The organism is Rhodococcus sp. no. 34 (genome assembly GCF_054589475.1).
The window spans coordinates 656,338-683,038 of record NZ_BAAILK010000046.1 but is presented as its reverse complement, the minus strand read 5'-3'; the positions used below and the strand labels follow the sequence as shown (position 1 = coordinate 683,038).

26 protein-coding genes are annotated in these 26,701 nt (G+C 63.5%); 19 read left to right on the top strand and 7 right to left on the bottom strand.

Features of this window, described 5'->3' with window-relative positions; all coding sequences use genetic code 11:
• Positions 1–13 precede the first annotated feature (13 nt).
• From cobO to ACYP01_RS24360, 7 genes are all read left to right on the top strand, one after another.
• Positions 14–628: a cob(I)yrinic acid a,c-diamide adenosyltransferase gene (cobO, locus tag ACYP01_RS24390; RefSeq protein ID WP_003942784.1), complete on the top strand. Its 615-nt coding sequence runs from the start codon at positions 14–16 to the stop codon at positions 626–628.
• The gene (locus ACYP01_RS24385) at positions 622–1,998 is read left to right on the top strand and encodes a cobyrinate a,c-diamide synthase (protein WP_064444481.1); all 1,377 of its coding nucleotides are present in this window, start codon (positions 622–624) and stop codon (positions 1,996–1,998) included. Before cobO ends, ACYP01_RS24385 begins: the two co-directional genes overlap by 7 nt.
• A gap of 13 nt (positions 1,999–2,011) precedes the next feature.
• A complete protein-coding gene (locus tag ACYP01_RS24380) occupies positions 2,012–2,395 on the top strand; it encodes a cobalamin biosynthesis protein (RefSeq protein ID WP_285181674.1) in 384 nt (127 codons plus the stop codon).
• Positions 2,392–3,618 carry a uroporphyrinogen-III C-methyltransferase gene (gene cobA / locus ACYP01_RS24375; protein WP_007735001.1) on the top strand — a complete coding sequence of 409 codons (1,227 nt, stop codon included), beginning with the start codon at positions 2,392–2,394 and terminating at the stop codon, positions 3,616–3,618. Before ACYP01_RS24380 ends, cobA begins: the two co-directional genes overlap by 4 nt.
• A gap of 11 nt (positions 3,619–3,629) precedes the next feature.
• Positions 3,630–5,126 carry an MFS transporter gene (locus ACYP01_RS24370; RefSeq protein ID WP_020907421.1) on the top strand — a complete coding sequence of 499 codons (1,497 nt, stop codon included), beginning with the start codon at positions 3,630–3,632 and terminating at the stop codon, positions 5,124–5,126.
• A gap of 80 nt (positions 5,127–5,206) precedes the next feature.
• Entirely contained in the window at positions 5,207–5,635 is a 429-nt protein-coding gene (locus tag ACYP01_RS24365) for a CBS domain-containing protein (RefSeq protein WP_003942785.1), read from the top strand.
• A gap of 35 nt (positions 5,636–5,670) precedes the next feature.
• On the top strand, positions 5,671–7,179 hold the full coding sequence (locus tag ACYP01_RS24360) for a protein adenylyltransferase SelO (RefSeq protein WP_378503864.1): 1,509 nt from the start codon (positions 5,671–5,673) through the stop codon (positions 7,177–7,179).
• A gap of 12 nt (positions 7,180–7,191) precedes the next feature.
• Here ACYP01_RS24360 and yaaA read toward each other — a convergent pair whose 3' ends face one another.
• Positions 7,192–7,935, bottom strand: coding sequence for a peroxide stress protein YaaA (gene yaaA, locus ACYP01_RS24355; protein WP_007735009.1), 744 nt, complete (start codon positions 7,933–7,935; stop codon positions 7,192–7,194).
• Positions 7,936–7,990: 55 nt separating this feature from the next.
• Here yaaA and ACYP01_RS24350 point away from each other — a divergent pair, with 55 nt between their 5' ends.
• The 5 genes from ACYP01_RS24350 to ACYP01_RS24330 all read left to right on the top strand — a co-directional run bounded on the left by ACYP01_RS24350 (position 7,991) and on the right by ACYP01_RS24330 (position 13,734).
• Positions 7,991–9,736, top strand: a complete 1,746-nt coding sequence (locus ACYP01_RS24350; protein ID WP_054188575.1) for a proline--tRNA ligase — start codon at positions 7,991–7,993, stop codon at positions 9,734–9,736.
• Between the two features lie 79 nt (positions 9,737–9,815).
• Entirely contained in the window at positions 9,816–10,487 is a 672-nt protein-coding gene (locus tag ACYP01_RS24345) for an O-methyltransferase (RefSeq protein ID WP_003942706.1), read from the top strand.
• A gap of 22 nt (positions 10,488–10,509) precedes the next feature.
• Complete coding sequence (locus ACYP01_RS24340) at positions 10,510–11,169, top strand: rhomboid-like protein (protein ID WP_116056838.1); 660 nt, start codon at positions 10,510–10,512, stop codon at positions 11,167–11,169.
• A gap of 58 nt (positions 11,170–11,227) precedes the next feature.
• Complete coding sequence (locus ACYP01_RS24335; RefSeq protein WP_054826340.1) at positions 11,228–12,958, top strand: acyl-CoA dehydrogenase family protein; 1,731 nt, start codon at positions 11,228–11,230, stop codon at positions 12,956–12,958.
• Positions 12,955–13,734: a nuclear transport factor 2 family protein gene (locus tag ACYP01_RS24330; RefSeq protein ID WP_459682864.1), complete on the top strand. Its 780-nt coding sequence runs from the start codon at positions 12,955–12,957 to the stop codon at positions 13,732–13,734. Before ACYP01_RS24335 ends, ACYP01_RS24330 begins: the two co-directional genes overlap by 4 nt.
• A 75-nt stretch (positions 13,735–13,809) precedes the next feature.
• Here the strand turns inward: ACYP01_RS24330 and ACYP01_RS24325 are convergent, their stop codons facing one another.
• Positions 13,810–14,235 (bottom strand): pyridoxamine 5'-phosphate oxidase family protein, encoded by a 426-nt coding sequence (locus ACYP01_RS24325; protein WP_003942732.1) that lies wholly within the window; start codon positions 14,233–14,235, stop codon positions 13,810–13,812.
• Between the two features lie 159 nt (positions 14,236–14,394).
• Between ACYP01_RS24325 and ACYP01_RS24320 the strand changes: the two genes are divergently transcribed.
• Positions 14,395–15,690, top strand: coding sequence for an MFS transporter (locus ACYP01_RS24320; RefSeq protein WP_054826339.1), 1,296 nt, complete (start codon positions 14,395–14,397; stop codon positions 15,688–15,690).
• A gap of 91 nt (positions 15,691–15,781) precedes the next feature.
• A complete protein-coding gene (locus ACYP01_RS24315) occupies positions 15,782–16,738 on the top strand; it encodes a DMT family transporter (RefSeq protein ID WP_030535619.1) in 957 nt (318 codons plus the stop codon).
• On the opposite strand, the gene ACYP01_RS24310 is transcribed toward ACYP01_RS24315, so the two are convergent.
• From ACYP01_RS24310 to ACYP01_RS24300, 3 genes are all read right to left on the bottom strand, one after another.
• Positions 16,700–17,533, bottom strand: a complete 834-nt coding sequence (locus ACYP01_RS24310; RefSeq protein ID WP_003942723.1) for an SDR family NAD(P)-dependent oxidoreductase — start codon at positions 17,531–17,533, stop codon at positions 16,700–16,702. The genes ACYP01_RS24315 and ACYP01_RS24310 overlap by 39 nt on opposite strands.
• On the bottom strand, positions 17,530–18,027 hold the full coding sequence (locus ACYP01_RS24305) for a nuclear transport factor 2 family protein (RefSeq protein WP_019748058.1): 498 nt from the start codon (positions 18,025–18,027) through the stop codon (positions 17,530–17,532). Before ACYP01_RS24305 ends, ACYP01_RS24310 begins: the two co-directional genes overlap by 4 nt.
• A gap of 93 nt (positions 18,028–18,120) precedes the next feature.
• On the bottom strand, positions 18,121–18,756 hold the full coding sequence (locus ACYP01_RS24300) for a TetR/AcrR family transcriptional regulator (RefSeq protein ID WP_003942694.1): 636 nt from the start codon (positions 18,754–18,756) through the stop codon (positions 18,121–18,123).
• Positions 18,757–18,839: 83 nt separating this feature from the next.
• Here ACYP01_RS24300 and ACYP01_RS24295 point away from each other — a divergent pair, with 83 nt between their 5' ends.
• Positions 18,840–20,264 carry an MFS transporter gene (locus ACYP01_RS24295; RefSeq protein ID WP_459682859.1) on the top strand — a complete coding sequence of 475 codons (1,425 nt, stop codon included), beginning with the start codon at positions 18,840–18,842 and terminating at the stop codon, positions 20,262–20,264.
• Between the two features lie 53 nt (positions 20,265–20,317).
• Here the strand turns inward: ACYP01_RS24295 and ACYP01_RS24290 are convergent, their stop codons facing one another.
• The gene (locus tag ACYP01_RS24290; protein WP_333836228.1) at positions 20,318–20,773 is read right to left on the bottom strand and encodes a ferritin-like domain-containing protein; all 456 of its coding nucleotides are present in this window, start codon (positions 20,771–20,773) and stop codon (positions 20,318–20,320) included.
• Positions 20,770–21,222, bottom strand: coding sequence for a hypothetical protein (locus ACYP01_RS24285; protein WP_007735037.1), 453 nt, complete (start codon positions 21,220–21,222; stop codon positions 20,770–20,772). Before ACYP01_RS24285 ends, ACYP01_RS24290 begins: the two co-directional genes overlap by 4 nt.
• A 271-nt stretch (positions 21,223–21,493) precedes the next feature.
• On the opposite strand from ACYP01_RS24285, the gene rimP reads away from it, so the two are divergent.
• The 4 genes from rimP (at position 21,494) to infB (ending at position 26,591) form a co-directional block, all read left to right on the top strand.
• Positions 21,494–22,114: a ribosome maturation factor RimP gene (gene rimP / locus ACYP01_RS24280; protein WP_054188571.1), complete on the top strand. Its 621-nt coding sequence runs from the start codon at positions 21,494–21,496 to the stop codon at positions 22,112–22,114.
• Positions 22,111–23,142, top strand: a complete 1,032-nt coding sequence (gene nusA / locus ACYP01_RS24275; RefSeq protein ID WP_404649506.1) for a transcription termination factor NusA — start codon at positions 22,111–22,113, stop codon at positions 23,140–23,142. Before rimP ends, nusA begins: the two co-directional genes overlap by 4 nt.
• A 44-nt stretch (positions 23,143–23,186) precedes the next feature.
• The gene (locus tag ACYP01_RS24270; protein ID WP_019748063.1) at positions 23,187–23,537 is read left to right on the top strand and encodes a YlxR family protein; all 351 of its coding nucleotides are present in this window, start codon (positions 23,187–23,189) and stop codon (positions 23,535–23,537) included.
• 108 nt (positions 23,538–23,645) lie between these two features.
• Positions 23,646–26,591 carry a translation initiation factor IF-2 gene (gene infB / locus ACYP01_RS24265; protein ID WP_030535614.1) on the top strand — a complete coding sequence of 982 codons (2,946 nt, stop codon included), beginning with the start codon at positions 23,646–23,648 and terminating at the stop codon, positions 26,589–26,591.
• Positions 26,592–26,701 lie beyond the last annotated feature (110 nt).

The window sequence follows — 26,701 nt, the reverse complement described above, 5'->3', positions numbered from 1 at the left end:
TCAGGAGTTCACGATGCCCAAGGGTGTTCCCGAGACAGTTCCCGACGACGGTCTGACCACGCGTCAGCGTCGTAACGCGCCGGTACTTGCCGTGCACACCGGCCCGGGAAAGGGTAAGTCCACCGCCGCTTTCGGCATGGCGCTGCGTGCCTGGAATCAGGGGTTCGACATCGGCGTGTTCCAGTTCGTGAAGAGTGCCAAGTGGAAGGTCGGAGAGGAAGCCGCGTTCCGCGCGCTCGGAAACCTGCACGACGAAACCGGCGTCGGTGGGCCGGTGCAGTGGCACAAGATGGGCGAAGGTTGGTCATGGACACGCAAGGCCGGTAGCGAGGAAGATCATGCTGCTGCCGCTGCGGAGGGTTGGCAGGAGATCGCGAGAAGGCTTGCGAGCGAGGAACATCGATTCTATGTCCTCGACGAGTTCACCTATCCGCTCAAGTGGGGCTGGGTCGACGTCGACGAGGTCGTGCAGACACTGCGCGATCGTCCGGGCAACCAGCACGTTGTCATCACGGGACGCGACGCCCCGCAGGCGTTGATCGATGCCGCCGACCTCGTGACCGAGATGACCAAGATCAAGCACCCGATGGATGCCGGCCGAAAGGGCCAACGGGGCATCGAATGGTAAGTCCTTCCACTCCGGCCGTGGTGATCGCCGCTCCTGCCTCGGGTAGCGGAAAGACCACGGTGGCAACGGGATTGATCGGCGCGCTGCGACGGTCCGGTAGCAGCGTTGCACCCTTCAAGGTGGGGCCGGACTACATCGACCCGGGTTATCACGGACTCGCGGCAGGGCGGCCCGGACGCAACCTCGACACTGTTCTGGTGGGCCCGGATCGCATCGGACCGCTCTACCGGCATGGAACCGCTGGTTGCGACATCGCCGTGGTCGAAGGCGTCATGGGTCTGTTCGACGGGAAGATCGACGAGGCAAACTCGCAGCCGTCGGCGGAGGGATCGACGGCGCAGGTCGCGTCGATCCTCGGTTCGCCGGTAGTGCTCGTGATCGACGCCCGTGGGCACAGTCAGAGTCTGGCCGCCGTACTCCACGGCTTCGCGACCTACGACGCAGGTGTGCGCATCGGCGGCGTCATTCTCAATCGCGTCGGGAGCGCTCGTCACGAGCAGGTGTTGCGTCATGCGTGCGACAAGGTCGGCGTCGCAGTGCTCGGAGTTGTGCCACGGTTGACGGAACTCGAAGTTCCCTCCCGGCACCTCGGCCTGATTCCGGCGGCCGAGCACGGCGCCGCCGCTGTGGCCGCAGTGGACGCGATGTCCGACTTGATTGCCTCGCACGTCGATCTGGGTGCTGTTCGCGCACTGGCCGCCTCGAACGTGAGTGCAGCTGCATGGGATCCGGTTGCCGAGGTCGGCGCACACGCAGAGTCTCGGCCTGTGGTTGCCATGGCGGGTGGCCCGGCCTTCACCTTCGGCTATGCCGAGCACCGGGAGCTGTTGACTGCCGCCGGCGCGGACGTGCAGGTGTTCGACCCGTTGCGGGACGAGCTTCCTGCGGGAACTGCCGCTCTGGTCCTTCCCGGTGGCTTCCCGGAAGAACACGCGGTAGACCTTGCGGCCAATACCGTTCTGCTGCAGCAGGTTCGCGATCTGGCGGACGGCGGTGCACCGATTCATGCAGAGTGTGCGGGCCTGCTCTACCTCGCTCGCAGCTTGGACGGTCACAGCATGGCCGGTGTGGTCGGAGTGGATGCGACGTTCGGGAAACGCCTGACCCTCGGGTATCGCGAAGCAGTCGCGATCAGCGACTCCAGCCTCTTCGACGCAGGCTCCCGCGTCACCGGTCACGAGTTCCACCGAACGTCTCTCGTCTCGGCAGACGCGGACGGTTGCGGAAGTGCGTGGGGGTGGCGGCCCTGGGACGGCGGCAGTGTCCGCGAAGGGTTTGTTCGCGGTGGCGTCCACGCGTCGTATCTGCACACTCATCCGGTGGGGCAGCCCGAATCGATCGCGAAGTTCGTCGATGCCGCACGGCGATGACCTCTGTATAGGCGTGGGATTCACGACGAGTGTCACCGCGAAGGACATCGTCGCTGCGGTGAAGGCTGTGCCCGCGGCGCAAGGGAAGATCGTGGTACTCGCCACTGTGGCGGCAAAAGCTGAGTCTTCGGCTCTTCTGACAGCGGCCCATGAACTGGACGTCCCGATTGTGAGTTTCGCCTCGGACGTACTTGCGCGAGTTCAAGTTCCGTCACCATCGCCTCGCGTCGAGAACGCCGTCGGAACGGCAAGCGTCGCGGAAGCGGCTGCGATCCTCGCGTCCGGGGGCGGCCGACTTGTGCTGGCCAAGACTGCCAGGGATGGAGTGACCGTGGCCGCGGCCCGTAAAGTTCCCTCCAGCTTGACCAATTCTGACAACGAAACGGAGTGCGAGTGAGCGAGTCCACCGCAGACGAGACCAACTACCTGGTCGGCCTCAACCTGACCGATCGACGCGTGGTCGTGTTCGGTGGCGGCACTGTGGCTCAGCGCCGACTCGGACTGCTGGTCGCCTCTGGTGCCCGCGTTCACGTCATCAGCCGCGCGTTCACTCCGGCCGTCGAAGGTATGGCCACGGCCGGGCAGATCACGGTCGAAGAGCGTCCGTACGCCGACGGCGACCTCGAAGGTGCGTGGTACGCCATCGCCTCGACCGACGAGCCGGAAACCAATGCGGCGATCGTCGCCGAAGCGGAGCGTCGCCACATCTTCTGCGTGCGCGCCGACAACGCGAAGCACGGCACCGCCGTCACTCCCGCGAGCGCCGAGTACGACGGTATGAGCATCGGAATTCTGGCGGGCGGCGATCACCGTCGTTCGGCAGCAGTCCGCACCGCCGTCGTCGAAGGTCTTCAGTCGGGCGTGCTCGCCGATACGGCCGAGCCTGCCGCTGCGGGTGTTGCTCTCGTCGGTGGTGGCCCCGGTGATCCCGATCTGATCACCGTGCGCGGACGCCGTTTGCTCGCCCGCGCCGACGTCGTCGTGGCCGACCGATTGGCTCCGCCGGAGTTGCTCGCCGAACTGGGTCCGGACGTAGAGGTGATCGACGCCGCGAAGATCCCGTACGGCCGTGCCATGGCTCAGGAGGCCATCAACGCCGCGCTGATCGACAACGCGAAGGCAGGTAAGTTCGTGGTCCGCCTCAAGGGCGGGGACCCGTACGTCTTCGGACGGGGATACGAAGAACTCGAAGCGTGTGCCGCTGCCGGCGTTCCGGTGACCGTAGTGCCCGGAATCACGAGCGCGATCTCGGTCCCGTCGGCCGCAGGCATCCCGGTCACCCACCGCGGCGTCACCCACGAGTTCGTCGTCGTCAGTGGGCACGTGGCTCCGGATCATCCGGATTCGCTGGTCGACTGGTCGGCGCTGGCCAAGTTGCGCGGCACGATCGTGCTGCTCATGGCGGTCGAGCGCATCGATCAGTTCGCGAAGGCACTCGTCGACGGTGGACGCCCGGCAACCACGCCGGTCACCGTCATCCAAGAGGGCACGCTGCGCACTCAGCGTGAACTTCGGGCCGATCTGGCGACCGTTGCTCAGCGCGTCAAGGACGAGGAGATCAAGCCTCCGGCGATCATCGTGATCGGGCCGGTCGCGGGCTTTTCCGTCGACGCTGGGTAACGTGAAGTCTTGTGTCTGATTCCCCAACATCTGAAACCGCTTCGGCGAATGCCCCGGTAGCGACTCGAGTCATCGGGCTCGCCATCATCGTCCTGAGTGGTTTGCAGATGATGGTGGTGCTCGACGGCACCGTCGCGAACCTCGCGCTGGCGCCATTGCAGGCAGACCTCGGGCTGAGCGACAGTGGTCGCAATTGGGTGTTGACTTCGTACGCGCTTGCGTTCGGTGGGCTCATGCTCCTCGGTGGTCGCCTCGGTGACGCGTATGGGCGCAAGAAGATGTTCATCGCGGGAGTCTCGCTGTTCACGGTGGCGTCGTTGCTCTGTGGTCTCGCCCTGAACGAGGGCATGTTGATCGCAGCGCGGGCGCTTCAAGGTGTCGGCGCAGCCGTGGCGTCGCCCACCGCCTTCGCCCTTGTTGCCACGACTTTCGCCGCGGGTCCGGCTCGTAATCAGGCCATCGCGATTTTTGCCGCCATGACGGGCGTCGGATCGATCGCCGGTCTGATCATCGGCGGCGCATTGACCGAGGTGTCATGGCGACTGATCTTCCTCATCAACGTCCCGATCGGGATCGCGCTCGTCGGCATGGCGTTCCGCGCCCTTCGCGAGACGAATCAGACGCGTCTGGCTTTGGATGTCCCCGGCGCGATCCTCGCGACTCTCGGGTGCACCGGTGTTGTTTTTGCTCTCACCGAAGGCCCGGAAATGGGATGGGGGAGTATCGCCGTCATCGGGGCATTGGCGGCCGGATTGGTCGCCCTCGCCGCCTTCCTCTTCGTCGAGCGAACTGCGGACAACCCGCTCTTGCCCTTCTCGTTGTTCGCCGATCGCAACCGTGTCGCGACGTTCCTCGCCATCTTCTTCGTTGGTGGCGCGATGTTCAGCATGACGGCCTTCGTCGCGCTGTTCGTGCAGGACATCATGCAGTATTCGCCGTTGCGTGCCGGTATCGCGTTCATTCCGTTCGCGTTCGGATTGGGCGCCGCCGCGTCGGTTGCTTCCAAGCTCGCCGTGAAGGTTCAACCCCGTTGGCTGGTCCTCACCGGCGTCGTGATCATGATCGTCGGACTCCTCTACGGATCTACTCTCGATTCCGATTCCACCTACCTGGCCAACTTGTTCGTGCCCGTGATCGGGATCGGATTCGGTATCGGCCTCGCGATGGTGCCCTTGCCACTGTGCGCGATCGCCGGTGTCCCGGAGACCGAGATCGGCCCGCTGACGGCCATCGCTCAGGTTGCCCAGACGCTCGGTGGGCCACTGGCGCTGTCGGTGATCGGTGCAATGGCGACGTCCAAGACGCTCTCGCTCGGCGGCACTTCGGGCAAGGCAGCGGACATGAATCCGGCGCAATTGATCGCACTCGGAGAGGGATACACCTTCGCACTTGTGGGCTGCGCGGTCTGCGCCGTGTTCGCCGGTATCGCGGCGCTGTGCATCAGGTTCACACCTTCTCAGGTAGCCCAGGCACAGGCTGCGGAGAAGGCAGCTCAGGGAATCGCCTGATCAGTCCTGTTTTTCCGCTTCGCTAGCCGATACGATCGTTGCAGGACGTGCCGAGAGTCTCGACGGATCGGGGTGCCGTGATGCGGATCGCGGACATATTGCGAAACAAGGGCAACAGCATCGTCACGATCGACGCCCACACGACGGTCAACGGGTTGCTGTGCGATCTTGCCCGCCACAACATCGGAGCCATGGTGGTGGTCGACGACGACGCGGTGGTCGGCATCATCTCTGAACGCGATGTCGTTCGACGCCTGCACGAGCGTGGCCCGGACCTTCTCGGGATCCAGGTTTGCGAGGTCATGACCGCTCTGATGTACACGTGCGTTCCGGCAGACGCGGTGGACAGCATTGCCGCGATCATGACCGAGCGTCGAATCCGGCATCTGCCGGTGATCGAGGACGGCAACCTCCTCGGCATCGTCAGTATCGGTGACGTGGTGAAGAGCCGCATCGACGAGCTCAAGAGCGAACGCGATCAGCTCGAGTCGTACATCGATCAGGGCTGATCGATAGTCCATCGCACGGTGACTACTCTCGTGTGATGGCTGCAATCGAGGAATCCACAGCAGACACGGTCACCATCGTGGCCGGCCTGGAGAGTACTTTCGCGGACGAACTCGGCGCTCTGACGGTGCCGTGGCAAGGTGCTGCCGCCCCTGACCCGCAGTTGCTCGTGGTGAACGAGCAGCTGGCTGCGTCGTTGAGATTGGACGTAGCAGCGCTGCGAAGTGTGGACGGGATCGGCGTCCTGTCCGGCTCGACGGTGCCGGTCGGGGCCACACCGGTGGCGATGGCGTATGCGGGTCATCAGTTCGGTGGGTACGCACCAATTCTCGGGGACGGTCGGGCTTTGTTACTCGGCGAACTCGTCAGCAGTGACGGGCAGCGAGTGGACTTGCATCTGAAGGGCTCCGGGCGCACGCCGTTCTCTCGGGGCGGCGACGGGTATGCGGTCGTAGGGCCGATGCTGCGCGAATATCTCGTCAGCGAGGCGATGAATGCCCTCGGTGTCCCCACTACGCGCGCGCTGTCGGTGGTGGCGACGGGCCGAGACGTTCGCCGCAACGGCGCAGAACCCGGTGCCGTGCTTGCACGGATCGCGTCGAGTCACCTACGCGTTGGGACCTTCGAGTTCGCGGCCCGGCAGGGCGAGGTATTGCACCCGCTCACCGATTACGCGATTGCCCGGCACTACCCGGAGCTGACCGAACTTCCGTCGACGGGTACACACAATCGCTACCTGAGGTTCCTCGAGGCGGTCGTCGAGGCGCAGGCGTCATTGGTGGCGAGGTGGATGCTCATCGGTTTCGTGCACGGGGTCATGAACACCGACAACACGACAATTTCGGGGGAGACCATCGATTACGGTCCGTGCGCCTTCCTCGACGCGTTCGATCCGGCGGCAGTGTTCAGCTCGATCGACCACGGGGGCCGCTATGCGTTCGGCAATCAGCCCGCTGTACTGAAGTGGAACCTGGCGCGCTTGGCAGAAACACTGTTGCCACTGATCGATTCCACACCCGACGAAGCAATTTCCGCGGCGTCAGCAGTTCTCGAGACCTTCGACGAGCGCTACGAGGGTCACTACGCGGCCGGTCTCGCGGCAAAGCTGGGTCTGGCCCAGCCGTTTGTCGATCGGGCGCTCGTCGACGATCTGCTGACGTTGTTGGCGGAACACGGTGCTGATTGGACGGGCAGTTTCCGCGCTCTCGCCGACGAATTGCGCGGAAATTCGGTGCCTCTCGACAACCTCGTGCCACGGGAGCACATCGCGCCCTGGTTGCAGCGGTGGCAGGGAGCCCTGACCGAAAACGGACACGGGGCCGCGGAGACCGCGAGCGCGATGGATCGCGTCAACCCGCTGTACATTCCGCGTAATCATCGGCTCGACGCTGCCCTGCGCGCCGCGACCGACGGCGACCTCGCTCCATTCGAGAAGCTGCTGGAGGTTGTCACGCATCCATTCGACCGACGCGACGAGTGGGCTGACTACACCGAGGCGGCTCCGCAGTCTTTCAGCGAAACATTCCAAACCTTCTGTGGCACTTGACAGACGAAGCCATCAATCCGTCAGGATGATCAATTCACGCTCCGACGCGATTTCGACGCGCAAGCCCGCCTTCGACGCCACCCGCGCAACACCCTTGATATCGGTCGGTTCGGCACGCGAGACCACCAGCGCACGGGCGAGCAGACCTTTGTGGTGCTTGTTGAAGTGACTGACGACAGTGCGGGTGCCGTCCGGCTTCTCGGTGAGGACCGTTGCGATCAGTGCGTCCGGAACCGGTCCGAGGTCTTGGTAGGTGCCGGACCGTAGATCGATGACAAGGCCGTCGGCTTCGGCCGCCAAGGCCTTCGGCAACTCCGGCTTCCACAGTGAGCGGAGCGTGCCCATCCCGGGCAGCTTGGACCCGCCGGAAAGGCGGTAGGCGGGGATCAGATCTCCCGCACGGACTGCACCGAACAGAGCGGAGCCGATCGCGATCCGATCGAGAGCCTTGGCCTTCTGGGCACGGGTGAACGACTTGGCGTCGAGGGCGTCGAAGAGCACCCCGGTGTAGCGCTGCAGCGCGGGCCGCGTCGCGGACACCCACAGCTTGGCGTTGCGTTCCACTTCGTCTGCTTGCGTCGGACCGAGCCCGAGCGCTTCGCACGACGCCTCGACGTCAGCGGCCAGATCGACCAGCGTCTGAACCAGCAATTCGCGCGTTTCGGTCAACTGTGGCATCGACAGTTCGGCCAGATCGAGGGGCGCATCCTTGCCGCCGTCGGACTTGGTTTCTGAGGGAGGCAGCAGTACAAGCACGCTGTAACCGTACCGAGGCCCGCTCGGCCGACTGCGGCGACTATCCTTACACCTCGTGATTACCCGTCTGTCCCACCTGTTCCTGCGTACCCTGCGTGACGATCCCTCGGACGCCGAAGTTGCCAGCCACAAACTGCTGGTTCGTGCCGGCTACGTGCGTCGTATCGCTCCAGGCGTCTACTCGTGGTTGCCGCTGGGATTGCGGGTGCTGCGCGAGGTTGAGCGTGTTGTCCGCGAAGAAATGAATGCCATTGGCGGACAGGAAATCCTGCTGCCTGCGCTGCTCCCGCGCGATCCCTACGAAGCGTCGAACCGCTGGACCGAGTACGGCCCCAACCTGTTCCGCCTCAAGGACCGCAAGGGCAACGACTACATGCTCGGCCCGACCCACGAGGAGCTCTTTGCTCTGACGGTCAAGGGTGAGTACAACTCCTACAAGGACTTCCCGGTCACCCTGTACCAGGTGCAGACCAAGTACCGCGACGAAGAGCGTCCGCGTGCCGGCATTCTGCGTGGCCGCGAGTTCTTGATGAAGGATTCCTACTCCTTCGACCTGACCGACGAAGGCCTGACGGAGTCGTACCAGGCGCATCGCGGCGCCTACGAGAAGATCTTCACGCGTCTGGGCGTCAAGTACGTCATCGTCTCGGCCACCTCCGGTGCGATGGGCGGCAGCGCGTCCGAGGAGTTCCTTGCCGAGAGCGAGATCGGCGAAGACACCTACGTCCGCTGCCTCGAATCCGGCTACGCCGCCAACGTCGAGGCCGTCAAGACTGTTGTTCCCGATTCGATTCCGTTCGACGGGCTGCCCGAAGCCAAGGTTTACGACACCGCGAACACACCCACCATCGACACCCTGGTGGACTGGGCGAACGGCGCTGATCTCGGCCGTACCGTCACCGCCGCCGACACACTCAAGAACATCATGGTCAAGACCCGCCTGCCCGGCGGCGAGTGGGAACTGCTCGGTATCGGCATCCCCGGCGACCGTGAGGTCGACGAAAAGCGCCTCGAAGCTTCGCTCGAGCCGGCCGAGTTCGTGATGATCACCGAGACCGACTTCAAGAACAACCCGTTCCTGGCCAAGGGTTACATCGGCCCGAAGGCTCTGCAGGCCAACGGCGTTCGCTACCTTGTCGACCCGCGCGTCGTCGACGGCACCAGCTGGATCACCGGCGCCGACGAAGACGGCAAGCACGTGGTCGGCCTCGTTGCCGGTCGCGACTTCACCCCCGACGGAACCATCGAAGCCGCCGAGGTTCGTGACGGCGACGCCTCTCCCGATGGAGCCGGCACGCTGGTCTCGGCTCGCGGTATCGAGATCGGGCACGTCTTCCAGCTCGGCCGCAAGTACACCGACGTCTTCACCGTCGACGTCCTCGCCGAGAACGGCAAGCCCGTCCGCCCGACCATGGGTTCGTACGGCGTCGGCGTCTCGCGTCTGGTGGCCGTCATTGCCGAGCAGCATCACGACGAAAAGGGCCTGCGCTGGCCTGCCGAGGTTTCACCGGCCGACGTCTACCTCGTCATTGCCAACAAGGACGAGACCGCGCGCGAAGGCGCCGAAGGCCTCGCCGCGCAACTCGACCGTGCCGGACTCGAAGTAATCCTCGACGACCGCAAGGCATCGCCGGGCGTGAAGTTCAAGGACTCCGAGCTGATCGGCGTTCCGCTGATCGTTGTCGTCGGACGCGGTTGGGCCGACGGCAAGGTCGAAATTCGCGACCGCTTCACTGGCGAGAGCCGTGAGATCGACGCCGACTCGGCGATCGAGGAGATCATCAGCGCAGTTCGCGGCTGATTCGACTAGTCGTCTGGGCCGCCGCAGCCACCTTCAGAGGTGTCTGCGGCGGCCCTTCTTTTCTGCCACAATCGTGGCTATGGAACGCGAACCGGATTGGGCAGAAGTCGACGGTTACCTTGTCTCCACGTTGGTAGGTGAAGATCCGGTTCTCGACGCGGCACTCGCCGCCAACTCCGAGGCCGGTCTCCCGCCCATCGACGTGGCGCCGAACCAGGGCAAGCTCCTCAATCTTCTGGCGCGAATGTGCTTGGCGCGCAATGTTCTCGAGATCGGAACGCTCGGCGGATACAGCACGATCTGGCTCGCTCGCGCGGTCGGCCCCTCGGGCCAGGTCATCACGCTGGAATTCGATCCCACCCACGCGGATGTCGCTCGGGCGAATATCGAGCGCGCCGAACTGGCTGACCGTGTCGACATCCGCGTCGGGGCCGCGCTCGACAGCCTCCCGTCGATCGCGAAGGAAGAGTTGGGACCTTTCGACTTGGTCTTCATCGACGCCGACAAGGAGAACAACACCGAGTACGTGCGGTGGGCGTTGGCCCTTTCGCATCCCGGAACCGTCATCATCGTGGACAACGTGGTGCGTGGGGGACATGTGTCCAACCCGGATATCGACGACGAGCGCGTCAAAGCGAGTCGAGCGGTGTTGGAGATGATCGCGGCCGAGCCGAAACTCGACGGCACCGCCATTCAAACCGTGGGTTCGAAGGGATGGGACGGGTTTGCCGTTGCAGTAGTGAACGAGTGAGCGCAGACTCGAAGCGGTGAGGATGCTGGGGGCAGCAAAGGCGGCATGGCGATGGGTGCGCAGTGCTCCCGGTACCTACGTCTGGTTGCTGGCCCTGCTGTTCACCACACTGTTCCTGCGGCATCTGCCTGACAACGTCGAGGAGCGTTTTCTCGGCAAGCGCTCGACCAATCTGCATCACCTGGCCGAAGACCCGCTACGAGTCCTGTTCTCGAGTGCCTTCTGGCTCGAAGGTGGCGGTTGGTTGGGATACCTGGTTCTCTTCACCATCTTTCATGCGACGGCTGAGCGTTGGCTCGGGACGTGGCGGTGGCTGTGTGTTGTCGTCGTCGCCCACGTCGGAGCCACGTACATCAGCGAAGGTGTTCTGTACGAAGGTATTCGGCACGGATACGTGGCGGAGTCGGCGGTCAACACTCTCGACGTGGGTGTGAGTTACGGTCTGGCCGGCATCATGGGGATTCTGGTATACCGAATCGTCGACCCGTGGCGATACGTCTATCTCGCGGGCTTGCTGCTCTTCTACGGTGTACCTCTGATTTTCGCCACCAATTTCACCGCCATCGGCCACATGTCTGCGTTGTTGCTCGGGTTGGCGTGCTACCCGATCACGCGCGCTCGGGCCGGCACGTGGAATCCGATGGACCTGTGGCATTCGCGAAGAATCGCAGGTCTTCCATGAATCGCACCGCGGAAAGTTACCCGCTGGTAGTTTAGCGTCATCGACGAAAGGTAATGACGTGTCTGGCACCGATGGATTGCTCTTCAACCCCCATACTTACGACCCCGCTCAGTTCGATCCGGAGACCCGCCGTTTGCTGCGAGCCACCATCGAATGGTTCGAGAGCCGCGGCAAGAAGCAACTGCTTCAGGACGACCTCGACGCCGTGTGGGTCTCCGACTTTCTCGAGTTCGTCGGCAAGGAGAAGTTGTTCGCGACGTTCCAGACTCCGGCGGCATTCGCCGACGGTGACGAGAATCGTCGTTGGGACGGTGCCCGCAACGCAGCTCTGAGCGAGATCTTCGGTTTCTACGGGCTGGCGTACTGGTACGCATGGCAGGTCACGATCCTCGGACTCGGACCGATCTGGATGAGTGACAACGACGCTGCGAAGAAGCGTGCAGCGCAGGAACTTGCCGACGGTGGTGTCATGGCGTTCGGGCTGTCCGAGCGCGACCACGGCGCCGACGTGTACTCCACCGACATGCTCCTCACTCCCACCGACGGCGACGTCGCCTTCCGCGCGAGCGGCGAGAAGTACTACATCGGAAACGGCAACGTGGCCGGAATGGTGTCTGTGTTCGGGCGTCGTACCGACGTCGAGGGCCCCGAAGGCTACGTGTTCTTCGTCGCCGACAGTGCACATCCGAACTATCAGCTCGTGGACAACGTCCTGCGCGGGCAGATGTATGTCAGCAATTTCCGCCTCGACGATTACCCGGTGCGCGAGGAAGACATTCTGCACACCGGCGTCGCCGCATTCGAGGCCGCGCTCAACACGGTCAACGTCGGAAAGTTCAACCTCTGCACCGGCTCCATCGGCATCACCGAGCATGCGTTCTTCGAGGCAATCACCCACGCGCAGAATCGAATTCTGTACGGCAATCCCGTCACGGACTTCGCCCACGTTCGCGCCGCCTTCGTCGACGCGTACTCACGTCTGATCGCGATGAAGCAGTTCAGTGCGCGGGCGGTCGACTACTTCCGCAGCGCCAGCCTCGAGGACCGTCGCTACCTGCTGTTCAATCCCATGACCAAGGCCAAGGTCACCTCCGAAGGTGAGAAGGTGGTCGGGTTGCTGCACGATGTGATCGCAGCCAAGGGATACGAGAAGTCCACGTACTTCCGCGAGGCAGCGCAGATGATCGGCACGCTGCCCAAGCTCGAGGGCACCGTCCACGTCAACGTCGGCCTGATTCTCAAGTTCTTGCCGAACTATCTGTTCAACTCGGCGCAGTTCCCGGAGATCGTCACGCGCGACGACGCCGCCGACGACGAGTTCTTCTGGAACCAGGGGCCTACCCGCGGCGCTGCGAAGATTCAGTTCCACGAGTGGAAGCCCGTCTACGAGAAGCACTCTTCGATTCCGAACGTCGCTCGTTTTTACGAGCAGGCGATCGCGCTCACCGAATTGCTCACTGCTGCAGCGCCGGACGCGCAGCAGCAGAAGGATCTCGATTTCATGCTCAACGTCGGGCACCTGTTCTCTCTCGTCGTCTACGGTCATCTGATTCTCGAACAGGCCGAGATCAGCGGGCTCGACGCCGACGTTGTCGATCAGATCTTCGACTTCCAGATTCGTGACTTCTCGGGATACGCGATCGCACTGTACGGAAAGCCGTCGTCGACACCCGAGCAGCAGAAGTGGGCCCTGGCCGCGGTGCGGAAGCCTGTTGTCGACAGTGAACGCTTCGACCGGGTGTGGCAGCAGGTCAAGGCGTACGACGGTGCATACGAGATGCGCGCATGACCGCGCCGGTGACGCGCGAGCAGTTGATGGCCGTCGTGGAGGGATCCCCGAAAGCCGTCGGCGCGCATGACCGCTCGACCTGGGTGGCCCTGTTTGCCGGCGACGGACAGGTCAATGACCCTGTAGGTTCACGTCCGCACAACGGTCAGGCGGCGATCGAGAGTTTCTACGATACGTTCATCGCCCCCAATTCGATCACCTTCCATGTCGAGCGCGACATCGTGTGCGGCCGGACGGTGTGGCGCGATCTGAGCCTCGCTACCGAGATGTCGACCGGAGTCGTTCTCGACGTTCCGATGCACTTGCGCTACGACTTGGTGGGAGAGCCCGATTCCTTGCGGATCGGAACCCTCTATGCGCATTGGGAATTGGCGACGATGTTGAGCCAGCTCGCTACTGCTGGTGTGGCGGGGGTGAAGGCGGCCGCGAAGTTGACGCCGCAGTTGATCTCGAACCAGGGGATCGGCGGGGCGCTCGGGTTCTCGCGCGGCATCTTCGGCGTCGGAGACAAAGGCAAGAAGGCAGCGTCGCGGTTCCTCGATGCGGCCGCTGTCGGCCGAACGCCGCCGGTACCCGTCGAGCTTCCGGCGGGGACGCAGGTGTCCAACGCTGATGTCAACGCTCTGCTCACCGGCGTGACGAAGAGCAAGATGCTGGTTGCCGGTCGCACCGTGACGGCGAGCGTAATCGTGTGCGGGGAACCGGCCATCGCATTGTTCGGCTTCGAGGCGAGCGGTCATCGACTCAATCGGGTGCGTTTCTTCACCGAGAGCTGACATAGAGCCCTCCACATGCAGGTCAGGCTCGGCGCGCCACTCCGGCGCGCCGAGCCTTCGCTTTTCTGAGAATTGTCAGATCGCCCCGAGATCGGCAGACAACCAGTGCTGCGGATTCATGTAGATCGCTACCTGTTCGCCCAACTGCGATCGCGCGAATTCGAGATACCCGTCGACCTTGTCCGGGGCCAGGTAACGCCGCGAGACTTCGACCAGCATCTCGTCGGTGCCCGGAACGATCTTGTCGACGGATCCGCTGACGCTGACGTAACGGATTGTCGGATCAAGCCTTTCGGCCATCAACGAGAAATGCCCGGCCGACTCGATGAGTCGTGCCTTTCGCGAATCCTTGCCCGTGAGGATCCATGGTTTGCCACCGGGTGAGTACAGGTACCAGATCGGGACGGTCAACGGACCGCGCTCGGTGCCGTCCGCCACGGACAGCGCCCCGATGTGGGGTTCGGCCAGGAACTGTTCACGCTCATTTTCGGAGAGTGCCATTCCTCGAGATTACCGCGACGTTTGACATGGCGTTGTGACTCCGTACACAATCGATGTGCTCATTATGAACAGGCGTTCGCAATGCGAACACGTTTCGATCCGAACTACTGGATCCCAACCGGTCGCGAACGCCCACAAGCAGTGAATGTCGAGGATCCGATGACCGCACCGCATACGCAGTCGAGTTCAATCACCGGTTCGCCTGGGGCGCGTGCCGCAATGTGGGTAGCACCGTTGTGTTGGATCGCTGTGCTTCTGGACGGATTCGACCTGGTCGTACTCGGCGCGGTCATTCCTTCGCTTCTCGACTACGACGCGTGGGGTTTGAGTACCGGCATGATCACGATGATCTCGACCTTCGGGCTCATCGGCATGACCATCGGCGCCCTCGTCATCGGCACTCTCACCGACGTCATCGGTCGACGCCGCGCGCTGCTGTACGCCGTTGCCGCATTCTCGATTCTGACTCTGTTGTGCGCAATTGCGCCCAATCCGTTCATCTTCGGGCTGCTGCGCTTCCTTGCCGGTGTGGGGCTGGGTGGCGCCCTACCGACGGCATTGGCTCTGGTCAACGAATTCTCGAAGAAACAAGGCGGTGGATCTGCGTCGACCATGCTGATGACCGGCTACCACGTCGGCGCCGTTGCCACCGCAGCGCTGGCGCTCGTCGTGATCGAACCTTTCGGTTGGCGAGCGATGTTCGTTGTCGGCGCACTTCCTGCCGTCGCCCTGATTCCACTCATGTTGCGGTATCTGCCGGAATCCCCGTCGTACCTTCTCGCTCACGGAAAGCGTGCCGAAGCCGAGGAAATCGCTGCCCGTTACGGAGTCGAACTCGAGATTGCGCCCACGTCCGAAGTTGAGCGCGCCGAAGCCGCCAATCCCGTTCGCGCACTGTTCTCTTCGAAGTTCCTGCGCAACAGCATCGCCATCTGGATCACCAGTTTCATGGGCTTGCTGCTCGTCTACGGATTGAACACGTGGCTTCCGACGATCATGCGTGAGGCCGGTTACAACCTCGGGGCGTCGTTGACGTTCCTTCTGATCCTCAATGCCGGCGCCGTCGTCGGGCTGTTGATCGCCGGGGGCGTCGCGAACAAGATCGGCCCGCGGACTGCAGCCATCGTGTGGTTCGCCGGAGCTGCACTGTTCCTGGCGCTTCTGAGTGTGAAGGTGTCGTTCGGAATCTACGTGATGGTCTTCCTCGCCGGATGCTTCGTATTCAGTGCGCAGGTATTGGTCTACGCCTTCACCAGTGCCAATCACCCGCCTCAGATTCGCGCGACCGCGCTCGGATGGTCGGCAGGTGTCGGCCGGGTCGGTGCGATCTGTGGCCCGATCCTGGGCGGAGTCCTCCTGGGTGCGGGTTACGCCGTGCCGTGGGGCTTCTACGCTTTCGCGCTCGTCGGACTGCTCGGTGCAATTTCGATCTCCTGCACACGGGTGCGCATCTGAAATACCAGTTTCGCTGGTTGGCGTGCTACTGCTATCGTAAAACATGAGTATAAAGAGTAGCGCTATCGTCGCGCCGCAGGAACCGCTACCGATGCCATCGTCTCGATCCGGTTTGTGGTGGGGCTTGCTCGGTGTGCTGGCGTTCTCGTTCACCGTTCCGCTCACGAGGGTCGCCGTCGCGGATCTCGACCCCCTGTTCGTCGGTGCGGGCCGCGCTGTCGTTGCCGGGGCCCTTGCGATTGTGATGCTGTCGGTTACTCGCGCGACGCTTCCGACGCTTCGGCAGTGGTTTCGCATCGCACTCGTGACTGTTGGTGCGGTACTGGGGTTTTCACTGTTCACCACGTTTGCGTTGCAGACATCGCCGGCGAGTCACGCGGCAGTCGTGATCGGGCTACTTCCCGCTGCGACCGCGGTATTTGCGGTCGTCCGAGGAAAAGAGCGTCCCAGTAAGGGATTCTGGTGGGCAAGCGCCGCCGGCGCGGTATCGGTCGTAGGGTTCGTGGCGATTGCAAACGGCGGACTCGGCTCGTTTCATCTCGCTGATCTTCTTCTGTTCGCCGCGGTTGTGTGTGCAGCGCTGGCATATTCGGAAGGTGCGTTGCTGGCCCGCGAGATCGGGTCGTGGCAGACGATTGCCTGGGCATTGATTCTCGGACTGCCGGTCACGATTGCGTTGACGGTGGCGTCCATGGCCCAGGCTCCGGTCTCTGCCGATGTGAATTCGTGGCTTTCGTTTGCCTACCTGGGATGCGTGAGTATGTTTCTCGGGTTCTTTCCTTGGTACCGGGGTCTGGCGATCGGTCCCATTTCCACTGTGAGCCAAACACAGTTGGTTCAACCGGTGCTCAGCATTGCCTGGTCGGCGCTGATACTCGGTGAGACGTTGTCACCCTCGATCGTGGCCGGCGGTGTCGTCGTCATCGGGTGTGCCTGGCTTGCCCTGAAGGCTCGAGTGGCAGCGCCGCGTGCTGTGCCGGCACGCGACGCGACCACTGCTACTGATGAATCAGAAAAGCGGGCCGCCACCGAAGGCACTGCGGTGTGACGCCGGTTGTTTCCCGTTGGCGTCGGTGATTCCGTACTCGACGGCCGTCTCGGCGGTGATCAGTGTGTGACCGCTGCGCGCGTTCACTTCTGGATCGTTGGCCAATGCAGTGATGACTTGGCCGACGAATTCCGGGGTTTCGGCCTCGGCCAGTGAGAAGCCTTCGAAGCTCTCGATCCCACTCGCCTCCATGCGTTCGTTGCGGATCAACCCGAGCCAGAAGGAAAGTGCGGTGACGCCGGTCCCCTTCAATTCGACAGCCATGTCCGCGGCCATCTTGTCCAAACCTGCCTTCGACATCCCGTACAGGACAGAGTGCAGGTACCCGCGGGTGCCGAACGACGAGATGTTGCCGATCACTCCACTGCCCCGGGGAACCATCAACTTCGCCGCTTCCACTGAAGCAACGTAGTGGGCGCGCAGTCCGATTCCGATCAGCGAATCCCAATCGTCGATCGGCCTCTTCCAGAACGGATCGGCGAAGCCGGCATAGCCCGCCGGGTTGGCCCAGACGTTGTTGACCAGAAGATCGAGGCGGCCTGACTGTTCCTCGGCGATGCGTGCAAACAGGTCGACGATCTGTTGATCGTCGGCGTGATCGCACTGCACGGCAATGCCGTGACCACCGCGCTCGGTGATCTCGGCTGCGGTGCGATCGAGTGGGCCGTCGTCGCCGACGGTTCCTCGGGCCGTCACGTACACCGTCCACCCGTCGCTTCCCAGAGCGAGGGCAATGCCCTTGCCGACGCTCCGGCTGGCACCGGTTACGAGCGCAACTTTTCCGTTCGTCGTCATCGCGGCCCACCCAACGAACCCTCGGCGATGTCAGCGTCCGGGGACAGGGGAGTGGTGATCGACCACGTCTCCGTGAAATGGCATTGACTCATTTTCCACACACCGTCCTCGATTACGTACTTGTCGTCGTATTCCCCGGTCATCAACTTCTCGGTGCGTCCGACGGTGTCGACCTGGCGGAACTGCAGGGTCCATCGACCTACCGCGGAAGTCTCCGAGGTCAGTGCAATATCGGGATGCAATCCGTGATGCATGTCGAGGACCGCGTACCGGCCGTCGACCTTGCGAAGAGCGATCTTCTCGAAGATGTCCGCCATAGGCCCCGCGTCGTCGAAGGCGCCGAGGCGGCCGTAGTCGATCGACGCTCCGGAACGGATGAAGCTGTTGCGGAACTGAACTGGATCCTTGGCGTCACATGCTCGCCAGTAGCCGTGCTTGAGCTTCTTGATTTCCTCGATCTGTTCGAGCGCGTCGAGGCGTTGTGCGAGATCCAACGTCGGTCCTTTTCGTCTGGGTTTCCCGGAGACATGTCGGATCGACTGTAGGGTGTCCTCAGTCACATGTGTGTAGTTTTTCCCAGTGACCGGTCAGGAATCGGTGTCGGTTTCGCTCGAGGATTCGTCGCCGGTGAGCGTGATCGCAGTCGAGTCGCTGAAGACGCTGCCCCAGAGCTCGCCGAGGGCTGGATCTTCTTCGGCGTGTTCGGGCGCCATCATTGCGAGCAGATTGTTGATCAGCATCCCGTTCGCGATGAACAAACGCGCTTGCTCGGGTGTGCAACCGGTGCGCTCGCGCAGCAAGGTGTAGATGCCGGACATGGCGTTCCGGGAGACGGCGGCGACATCATCGGTGCTGGTGGCGAAGCCGTGCAACATGACAAGCAGTAGATCTCGGTCTAGAACCAGCTCGCCGTAGGCGGATCCGAGTTCGGCCCAGAACTGCGGATTGCTCGGATCGATCGTGACCGTATCCAATTTGTCGTTGAAGGTGCGGACGATTTCGTCGAGCGCGCGCGTGAACACTGCGTGGAACAAATCTGCCTTGGTTCCGAACATGCGCACGACGTAGGGCTGCGAGACACCGGCTTCCTTGGCGACGGCGTCCGTACTGGTCCCCGAGTATCCACCCTTTGCGAATGCTCGCGTTGCCGCGGCAAGGACCAACGCGCGACGTTCCGGTGCGCTCATCCTGCGGGTACGTGGTTCAGCTGCACCGATCGACATGTTGACACGTTATCACCGGATAGCTTAGTTTCGACTTAAGTAATCATTCGATGCCTTAAGGCACCTTCACTCGAGGAATCACGATGACCGTTTTGACGAAGTCCGGATCGGACGCCGCATCCGGGTCGGAAAGCAGTGGAGGACGTAAGGTTCCGATCGCGATAGCGATGGTTGCTGCCTCTCTGCCCATGTTCATGGCCACCCTCGACAACCTCGTGATGACGAGCGCGCTGCCGGTGATCGAGAAAGAGTTGAATGCGTCCGTCGGGCAACTTCAGTGGTTCATGAATGCGTACACGCTCTGCTTTGCGACGCTGATGCTTTCGGCGACGACGCTCGGCGATCGGTGGGGGCGCCGCAAGATGTTCGTATTCGGGATCGGGCTGTTCACGGCGGCGTCGATTGCTTCGGCGTTGTCGACGACACCAAGCCTGCTCATCGCGGCCCGAGCCTTTCAGGGCGCCGGCGCTGCCGCGATCATGCCGCTCTCACTCACTCTCCTCGTGGCAGCGGTACCGGAAGCCAAGCGTGCCATGGCAATCGGCGTGTGGGGTGGCGTCTCCGGCCTGGGGATCGCGATGGGGCCCGTGGTCGGTGGAGCGGTAGTCGACGGGTTCTCGTGGCAGGGCATTTTCTGGATCAACGTGCCGGTCGCGATCGTCGCTGTTCCTCTCGCGATGTACGCGCTGCGTGAATCGACCGGTCGCACACAACCTCTCGACCTTCCCGGTGTCGCACTCGCCGGACTCGGTGTGTTCCTGGCGGTGTGGGGGATCGTTCACGGCAACGACGACGGCTGGGGATCGCTTGGAGTAGTTGCGTCGTTGGTCGGTTCCGCAGTCGCGTTGGCACTGTTCGTTTTTCGCGAGATGAAGACCTCGCATCCGGTCATGCCCCTACGTCTGTTCCGCTCACGCAGCTTCTCGATGGCGAACGTCATCGGCTTGACCTTCTCGATCGGAATCTTCGGGGCGGTGTTCCTGCTCTCGCAGTACCTCCAGATCGTGATGGGCTACAGCCCGTTCCAAGCAGGCCTGCGGACGCTTCCGTGGACGGCAGCGCCGATGATCTTCGCGCCTCTCGCCGGTTTTCTGGCGCCGAAGGTCGGGCTCCGTTCGCTTCTGCTGACCGGTCTGTTGCTCCAGGCCGGAGCATTGTTCTGGTTGGCAGCGTTGATCGGTCCCGACGTGACGTACGGGTCGCTGGTTCCGGCTCTACTGATGGCGGGCATCGGCATGGGCCTGACCTTCGCGCCGAGCTCGACGGCGGTACTCGTCGACATGGACGAGCCTGATCACGGAACGGCCAGTTCGACCAACTCGACGCTTCGTGAGATCGGTGTTGCACTGGGAATCGCGGTTCTCACTGCAGTCTTCCTTGCCGCCGGCGGTGCCCTCACGCCACTCGGGTACGGAGATGCGCTGACACCTGCACTGCGCGTCGGCGGTTGCTTCGTGTTGGTGGCCGTGGTCGCGGCGTGGTTCGTGCCCTCGCATCGCAAAAGCTGAGCACTGCTGTGCGCCTTTATTAACCGCCGGCGGTTAATAAAGGCGCACAGCAGTTACGAAGTCGGGTCCCCCGGGAACGCTGAGGTGGCCGGAGCGGTTCCCAGCGCGGACCGCCATCCGGCGCCGCGGATTGCCGCATCGGTCAGGCCGTCGATTCCGAACGTGCGGAGTTGGTCGGTATCGACCTGTTCGACGAATGCCCGGTAGGTCACGGCGGTGTCGGATTCGATCTGTGCTGCCAGCTGTGCCGCGGAAACGGCGTCCGTCACCGGAAACGGGACTTCGTAGGCTGCCGCGGCTGTCGGCGGGGTCACGCCCGCGTCGGTCGACAGGGCAACCAGCGCATCACGTCGTGCGCGGTGCGCTGCTGTGTGCGTGGCAACCTCGTTGACACGGGCAGGATTCGAAAACGCGGCAACCACTCCGTAAGCGAAGATCGCGGCATTCTCTGATTCGATTGCGGTCAGCAAGGCAGAACTCTCGGATCGACGGGTGTGCGAAGTGATCACGGAAGCAACACCGCAACCTGAGTCGAGCACGACGCGCTGATCGAACCGAGCAGGCCCGCGCGATAGCCGGACATCGTCCGAGCGAGATCCGCGGCACTGCGCGCCGAATCGGCCAGCGAGGTACTCAAGGTTTCGACGCCCGTAGGAGCGTTTGCGACCGAGGTCGACGGGGGCGCTGTGGTCGCAGAGGCGCCGCTGCCCGCTGCTCGCGCAATCTCGGCGTCGAGTTCGAGTGCATGCGCTGTGCGTTCGGCGCTGATCGTGGTCAGTGATGCCGACTTGTCCGGCGCGAGAGCGATGGCGGCGGTTGCGGCTGCCGCGTCGGAGCGGGCTCGATCGGCTTGGGCCGTCAGCTGGTCGACTTCTGCAGCCGCCTCCGCTGTGCCGTTGTCGGTGCAGGCGGACAACGAGAAGGCCGCAGCGCCCAACGCTGCTGCGGTTCCCGTCATCTTGAGCGCACTCCGCCGGGAGAGTGGGGTAGTAGTCATGGGCGTCAGCACCAGTCCATCGTGCCAGGTGGTCGGCCGATCGTTCGAATCCGCGTGACGTGTTCAAGTGTGACGTGCGTCGGGCACTCTGGTCACGGAGACGCGCAATGAGCGGTACTCTTGGATGCTTGCAGCATGTGGCACCTGGTGTCTTTTCATGCTCGCAGCCGCCCACGTCGACAGTCGACACAAGTCGGACAATCGACGACAACTGAAATGAGGAGTTCGCGAGATGCCGGTGCCATCCAGGGAGAGGGTGATCGAGCTGATCTCCGAACTCGTGCACGCCCAGGGTTACGACGTCGAAGACGTTGTCGTGACCAGTGCGGGCAAGCACAGCGCGGTGCGCATCATGGTCGACAGCGATGCCGGGATCGAGCTCGATGCCGCCGCGGAGATCAGCAGACTCGTTTCGGAACTTTTCGACACCCTCGAGGAAATCGGTGAAACGCCGTACACCCTCGAGGTGACCTCTCCGGGAATCGATCGCCCACTGACGCTCGATCGTCACTGGCGTCGGGCTCGCGGACGTAAAGCGCGAATCGATCTGGCCGGCGAGACCGTGGTGGGCCGTATCGGAACGTTGAACGGCGATTCCGTGGCAGTTGTCATCGGTGGCCGTGGCGGACTGACCGTGCGCGAGATTGCACTGGGCGACGTTCAGAAGGCTGTAGTTCAGGTGGAGTTCTCGAAGCCCAGTGAGGCGGAGTTGGAACTCGCGGGCGGCATCCCGGAGGGGCGCGCAGTTCCCTCCGATGCGGTTGACCTCACCGAGGACTCGGGCGTGGACAGTGTCGAAGACGACGAAGCAGAATTAGAAGACGTAGGAAACGAAGAAGGGTTCGACAAGTGAATATCGACATTGCAGCGTTGCGAGCGATCGAAGCCGAAAAAGGTGTCTCGATCGAAACTGTGATCGCCACGATCCAGACCGCGCTGCTGACGGCGTACCGCCACACCGAGGGGCACAAGCAGAACGCTCGGATCGATGTCAACATCAAGACCGGTTCGGTGCGAGTGATGGCGCACGACACCGATGCCGACGGCAACATGATCGGTGAGGAGTGGGACGACACTCCCGAGGGATTCGGACGCATCGCGGCCACCACCGCACGCCAGGTCATCCTGCAGCGTCTGCGCGACGCCGAGCACGAGCGCAGTTTCGGTGAGTTCTCGACCCACGAGGGTGAAATCGTCGGCGGTGTCATTCAGCGTGACACGCGTGCGAATTCCCGCGGAATGGTCGTCGTCCGAATCGGCAGCGAATCCAATGGCGCCGAAGGATTGTTGCCGCCTGCAGAACAGGTTCCCGGCGAGAACTACGAGCACGGTGAGCGCATCAAGTGCTACGTCGTCGGGGTTGCTCGCGGAGCCCGCGGCCCACAGATCACCCTCTCGCGGACCCACCCGAACCTGGTTCGCAAGTTGTTCGCACTCGAGGTTCCAGAGATTGCGGACGGCAGCGTCGAGATCATCAACGTCGCGCGCGAAGCGGGGCATCGTTCCAAGATCGCCGTTGCCTCACGTGTGCAGGGGCTCAACGCAAAGGGTGCATGCATCGGCCCGATGGGTCAGCGCGTCCGCAACGTCATGAGCGAACTCGCGGGGGAGAAGATCGACATCATCGACTTCGACGAAGATCCCGCGACGTTTGTGGGCAACGCACTTTCCCCGTCGAAAGTGGTCTCCGTCACTGTCGTCGATCGCGAGGCTCGTGCGGCCCGTGTCATCGTGCCCGATTTCCAGCTTTCGTTGGCCATCGGAAAAGAGGGTCAAAATGCCCGCCTGGCTGCGCGGTTGACGGGTTGGCGTATCGACATTCGTAGCGATGCGGCACCCGTTGGCGACGCGTCCGACCGGCCCGCCACGTCCAACGGATAACGGTGGAATGCAGTGATCGAGACGGTTCGGCGGTAGAGTGGACAATGGTTCGACGTGAGTCCTCGGATTCTGCGCGCGTGAAACCCGGTTCGCCGGTCAGAACGTGTGTGGGATGCAGGGAACAAGGGTCGGCTGTCGATCTGTTGAGGGTCGTGGTTGGTGAGCAGGGGCCGGAGGGTTCCCCGCTCGTCCCCGACGTATCGCGAAGACTCCCCGGTCGAGGTGCATGGCTGCACCTGGATCCGAGTTGTCTGAGCCTGGCAGAGCGGCGCCGAGCATTCAGCAGAGCACTGCGAGTGTCCGGAAATCTGGACACGTCCGCTGTCGACCAGCTGGTCGACGCAGTTCACACAAAAGCAGTACCTCTCGAGAAGAACAGGCACAAGCACTCATGAGCACACCGTGAAGCACCAACGATGAACGTCCATCGGCGATAACCCGAGGTCGTGCGGGACCCACATCTGTGGGATGCCTCCTGCTCGACCTCATCAGTGAGGAGAGCAGTGGCAGGCAAGGCCCGCGTGCACGAGTTGGCTAAAGAACTCGGTGTCACCAGCAAGGAACTACTCGCAACGCTCAAGGAGCAAGGCGAGTTCGTGAAGTCTGCGTCATCCACAGTGGAGGCGCCCGTCGCCCGTCGTCTGCGGGAGTCATTCCCGTCGGCAGGCGGAGCAGAAACCAAGTCCGAGACCGGCGCAGCCGCTCCGGCGGCTCGCCCCGCGGCAAAGCCCGGCGCACCGTCGCCGTCGGCTGCAAAGCCTGGCGCACCGCGTCCCGGCCCCAAGCCGGCCGCACCCGCACCGGCTGCTCCCGCAGCTCCGGCCCCGGCAGCCCCCGCGGCTCCCGCAGCCGCTGCTCCGGCAGCACCGTCAGCGCCGGTCCCCACCCCGACGTTCAACGCTCCGAAACCAGCACAGCCGGCACGTCCGGCTCCGGCTGCTCCCGCAGCGTCGGCACCGGCAGCCCCCGCGGCTCCGGCCGCACCGTCCACCGGCGCAAAGCCCGGCGGACCGCGTCCGGGACCGAAGGCACCTCGCGTCGGTAACAACCCGTACTCCTCGGCACCCGCCGAGCGTCCGGCACCTCGTCCGGCTCCCGGCGCACCGCGTCCGGGCGCAGGTCAGGGCGGTTCTCGTCCGGCTCCGGGTCAGGGCGGTCCCCGTCCGGCTCCCGGTCAGGGTGGACCTCGTCCGGCTCCCGGTCAGGGCGGTCCCCGTCCGGCTCCCGGCCAGGGTGGACCCCGTCCGCCTGCAGGTCAGGGCGGACCCCGTCCCAGCCCCGGCTCCATGCCTCCTCGCCCGAACCCGGGTGCAATGCCTGCTCGTTCCGCTCGTCCCGCGCCCGGTGGCGGCGGACGTCCGGGTCGTCCCGGTGGCGCTCCCGGTGGTCGCCCGGGTGGCGGCGGCGGTGGATACCGCGGTGGCGGCGCTCCCGGCGCCGGTGCCGGTGCAGGTGCTCCCGGTGGAGCAGCTCCGGCCGGTGGATTCCGCGGTCGTCCCGGCGGCGGTGGCCGTCCCGGTCAGCGCGGCGCAGCGGCAGGTGCATTCGGTCGTCCCGGCGGAGCAGTTCGCCGTGGACGTAAGTCGAAGCGGGCGAAGCGCGCCGAGTACGAAAGCATGCAGGCTCCCGCAGTCGGCGGCGTCAGGCTGCCACGCGGCAACGGCGAGACCATCCGTCTTGCTCGCGGCGCATCTCTGTCGGACTTCGCGGACAAGATCGACGCGAACCCCGCAGCACTCGTGCAGGCGTTGTTCAACCTCGGTGAGATGGTCACGGCAACTCAGTCGGTCAACGACGAGACGCTGGAGCTGCTCGGCGGCGAAATGAACTACGTCGTGCAGGTCGTCAGCCCGGAGGACGAGGATCGCGAGCTGCTCGACAGCTTCGACCTCACCTACGGCGAGGACGCCGGCGGAGAAGAGGACCTCGAGTCCCGTCCGCCTGTGGTCACCGTCATGGGCCACGTCGACCACGGTAAGACCCGTCTGCTCGACGTGATCCGTAAGGCGAATGTCCGTGAGGGCGAAGCCGGCGGCATCACGCAGCACATCGGTGCCTACCAGGTGCTGACCGAGCTCGAGGGCAACGAGCGTCTCGTGACGTTCATCGACACCCCGGGTCACGAGGCCTTCACGGCCATGCGTGCTCGTGGTGCCAAGGCCACCGACCTCGCGATCCTTGTTGTCGCAGCCGACGACGGCGTCATGCCGCAGACGGTGGAAGCGATCAACCACGCCCAGGCGGCCGACGTGCCGATCGTGGTCGCGGTGAACAAGATCGACAAGGAAGGCGCGAACCCGGACAAGATCCGGCAGCAGCTCACCGAGTACGGACTGGTGGCCGAGGAATACGGCGGAGACACCATGTTCGTCGACATCTCGGCGAAGCAGGGTCTCAACATCGACGCACTGCTCGAAGCAGTGCTGTTGACGGCCGACGCTTCCCTGGATCTGCGCGCCAACCCGGACATGGACGCTCAGGGTGTTGCCATCGAGGCGCACCTCGACCGTGGCCGCGGCCCCGTCGCTACCGTGCTCATTCAGCGCGGAACGCTGCGGGTCGGCGACTCGATCGTTGCCGGTGATGCTTACGGCCGCGTCCGCCGCATGGTGGACGAGCACGGTCAGGACGTCCACGAGGCACTGCCTTCACGTCCGGTCCAGGTCATCGGCTTCACGTCGGTCCCCGGTGCAGGCGACAACCTGCTCGTGGTCGACGAGGACCGTATCGCTCGTCAGATCGCGGACCGTCGCAACGCACGTAAGCGCAACGCGCTTGCAGCGAAGAGTCGTAAGCGCATCAGCCTCGACGATCTCGATGCAGCTCTGAAGGAACATTCACAGCTGAACTTGATCCTCAAGGGTGACAACTCGGGAACCGTGGAGGCCCTCGAAGAGGCTCTCCTCGGAATTCCGATCGACGACGAGGTGCAGTTGCGCGTCATCGACCGCGGTGTCGGTGGCATCACGGAGACCAACGTCAACCTGGCTGCTGCGTCCAATGCGATCATCATCGGCTTCAACGTCCGCGCCGAAGGCAAGGCAACGGAGCTGGCGAACCGCGAGGGCGTCGACATTCGCTACTACTCGGTGATCTACCAGGCCATCGACGAGGTCGAGAAGGCACTCAAGGGTCTGCTCAAGCCGGTGTACGAAGAGGTCGAGCTGGGCAAGGCAGAGATCCGCGCCATGTTCCGTTCGTCCAAGATCGGCAACATTGCCGGTTGCTTGGTCACGTCGGGCAGCATCCGTCGCAACGCCAAGGCACGTCTCATCCGCGACAGCAAGGTCATCGCCGAGACGGTTACCATCTCCTCGCTCAAGCGGGAGAAGGAAGACGCTACCGAGGTTCGCGAAGGCTATGAATGTGGTTTGACCGTCACCTATTCCGATATCAAGATCGGTGACGTTCTCGAGTGCTACGAGCTTCGCGAGAAGCCGCGCGACTGATTATGTCGACACGGGCGTTGGGGCGGACGCACGTGAGTACTAGCTGACATGGACTCTCTCGGACTTGAACATACAAGTCCGAGAGAGTCCATTCGGCTCTGTCTAGGGGG